At 66.0% G+C, this 2,910-nt stretch carries 2 protein-coding genes; one reads left to right on the forward strand and one right to left on the reverse strand.

Annotated features, from left to right (window positions below; genetic code table 11):
• A partial coding sequence (locus tag ABWP09_RS11930) for a glycosyltransferase (protein WP_353205354.1) occupies positions 1–1,106 on the reverse strand: 1,106 nt, incomplete at its 3' end.
• A gap of 242 nt (positions 1,107–1,348) precedes the next feature.
• Between ABWP09_RS11930 and ABWP09_RS11935 the strand changes: the two genes are divergently transcribed.
• Positions 1,349–2,910 (forward strand): inorganic phosphate transporter (locus ABWP09_RS11935; protein WP_353205355.1); only part of this gene is annotated, 1,562 nt, incomplete at its 3' end.

The following is a 2,910-nucleotide window of genomic DNA, read 5'->3' on the forward strand; positions in this document are numbered from 1 at the left end:
GCCGCCAACCTCTCCAGCAGCACGACATATTTGTCCGTCGCATGTTCGATCGTGAAGCGTTGTGCGGCAGACCGGCGGGCGTGGCGGATCGGTTCGGGTTCGGTTGCGGCGATGGCCGCCATGGCGGCGGCGAGCGCGGCGGCGTCGCCGACGGGGACGAGCTGACCGAGCGCACCCTGGCCAAGCAAATCGGCCATGCTGACGCAGCAATCGGTCGCGATGATCGGCAGGCCCGCGGCGAGCGCTTCGATCACCACGGCGGGGACACCTTCGAAATCGGACGACAGGACAAACGCGTCGGCCGCGCCCAGCCAGATATCGAGCGGGTCGGTATGGCCGGGTAGCACGACCTTGTCGGCGATGCCGAGACGGGCAGCCTGTGCTTCGAGCGCGGCGCGTTCGGGGCCTTCGCCGAGGATACGCAAGCGATCGTCGGGCTGCGCAATCCGCGCAAAGGCATCGAGCAGCAGCGCGAAATTCTTTTGCGGGGCGAGGCGCCCGATTGCGAGATAGTGCCGGCCGGGGCGATCTCGAAGCGTGCCGTCGCGCACGCTGGCAAGGCGGGCGAGATCGGCGGTGGACAAAGCGGGATCCTCGATGATGCTGATGCGGTCGGGCGCGACGCCGATCAGGCGTGCGATCTCACCGCGCATCGCCGGGGCCATGCCGACGAAATGATCGATATAGCGGCCCTGAATCCGCAGCCAGCGCCGATAGAAGATCCGCACCAGCCACGGCATATCGGGGCGAAGCAGATCGTTGCTGATCTTGGCGAGGATCGGCGGGCAGGCTTTGCCCAGCACCAGCCGCAGCGCCACCGCCGGAGCCGTATAGGTATTGCCGGCGCAAAACAGCACATCGACGCGATCGGCCGCGATGATCGCGGGGAGGCCGCGCAGCAGCGCGACGAAGCGTGCAAGCGTGGCGCTGCGCGGTTCGGCTGCGACTTGGGTGACGGCGGTGAGCGCCAGCGCCGAACCGATGCGGACGTCGGCCAGCACGATCCGCGAGTCGATCCCCCGCCCGACCCAGGCGGCGTGGAGCCGCGCGGCAATCCGTTCGACCCCGCCGGGCGCAAAGCTATAAAGAAAGGTCAGGACGCGCAAGGGAGGTGGGTCACTCTGCCAATCGGGGTTGATGCGGGAACGGGCCGGAGCGCGGGTCTTGCGCGCGACCATGCCTTAGGCCGGGATGATTTCAACCGGAATCCCCCGATCCGTTCATTTCGAACGGCGATGCGGCTGCGGTTGCGGGACCATCGCTGACCGGCTAACGACGGCGGCGGGGGGCAGGAGGACCTGCTTCAGTCATCAAATTGCAACAAAAACGAGGCATAAGCGGTCAAGCCATGGCAACGACATTTTCTGCGCTCCCGGAACCGGTCGAGCGCCCGTCTGGCGGGCCACGGCTCGACCATCGGATTCACCCGGCGAGCCGCTGGATCTTCCTCGCCATTCTGGTCGCTGGCGTAAGCTACGCCGGATACAGCATTTTCGTCGATACAGCCGAGGTTGGTGAGGGGCTCGCGCTCGGCACTTTCGCCTTTCTCGGGCTGGCGCTGCTGATCGCGTTGGGCTTCGAATTCGTGAACGGGTTTCACGACACCGCCAACGCGGTGGCGACCGTCATCTACACTAATTCCATGTCGGCCCCGCTCGCGGTGGTATGGTCGGGCTTCTTCAATTTTCTGGGCGTAATGCTGTCGAGCGGCGCGGTCGCTTATTCGATCATCACGCTGCTGCCGGTTGATCTGATCCTGCATGTCGGCAGCAATGCCGGATTCGCCATGATCTTCGCGTTGCTGCTGGCGGCGGTGATCTGGAATCTCGGCACGTGGTTCGTAGGACTCCCCAATTCATCGAGCCATGCGCTGATCGGGTCGATCCTCGGCGTCGGCTTTGCCAACCAATTGCTGTCGGCGAGTACGGGCGGGACGTCGGGCGTCGACTGGAGTCAGGCAACCAAGATCCTGACCGGTTTGTGGATGGCGCCGCTGATCGGCTTCGGCGCATCGTTCCTGCTGTTGCGATTGATGAAGGTCCTGCTGCGCAACCCCAAGCTGTACAGCCCACCCGACGCCGATGCCCCGCCGCCCCGCGGCATTCGCGCGTTGCTGATCTTCACCTGCACTGCGGTCAGCTTCGCGCATGGCGGCAATGACGGGCAGAAGGGCATGGGGTTGATCATGCTGATCCTGATCGGCTGCGCGCCCACCGCCTATGCGCTCAACCGCACGATGCCCGAAAGCGCGACCCCGGCCTTCGTGTCGAGCGTGACCACCGCGGCCGGCGCCTTTGCGGCGCATGCCGCACCTGCGGTCGCGCCAGTTGACCTTGCCGGGTCGCGGGCGGTGCTGACACGGGCGCTGCAGACGCGAAAGGCCGATACGCCCGAGGTTTTCGGTGCAGCCGACGCTTTGTCGCGTGACGTGGCGCAGCGGATCGGCGGCTATGGCTCGCTCGACAAGGTGCCGGCGGCGGCGACGCCCAATTTGCGCAACGATATGTATCTGCTGCTCGACAGCGCGCGGCTGGCGACCAAGGACAAGGACAAGGCCGCCAAGACCTTCAGCCCGAGCGAACTCGCGTCGATCAAGGCGTATCAGAGCAACCTCGAAAAGGGCACGCGCTACATTCCGACCTGGGTCAAGATCACCGTCGCGCTGGCGCTCGGGCTCGGCACGATGGTCGGGTGGCGGCGGATCGTCATCACGGTCGGCGAGAGGATCGGCAAGACGCACATGACCTATGGTATGGGGGCCTCGGCCGAACTGGTCGCGGCGGCGACGATTTTGGGCGCGGAGTTCGGCGGTCTGCCGGTGTCGACCACGCACATCCTGTCGTCGGGCGTGGCGGGTGCTTCGGTCGCGAGCGGGGCGGGGCTGCAGCCGCGCACGATCGGATCGATGGC

Origin of the sequence: Sphingomonas sp., assembly GCF_040398505.1 — a bacterium.
Classification (GTDB): Bacteria; Pseudomonadota; Alphaproteobacteria; order Sphingomonadales; family Sphingomonadaceae; genus Sphingomonas.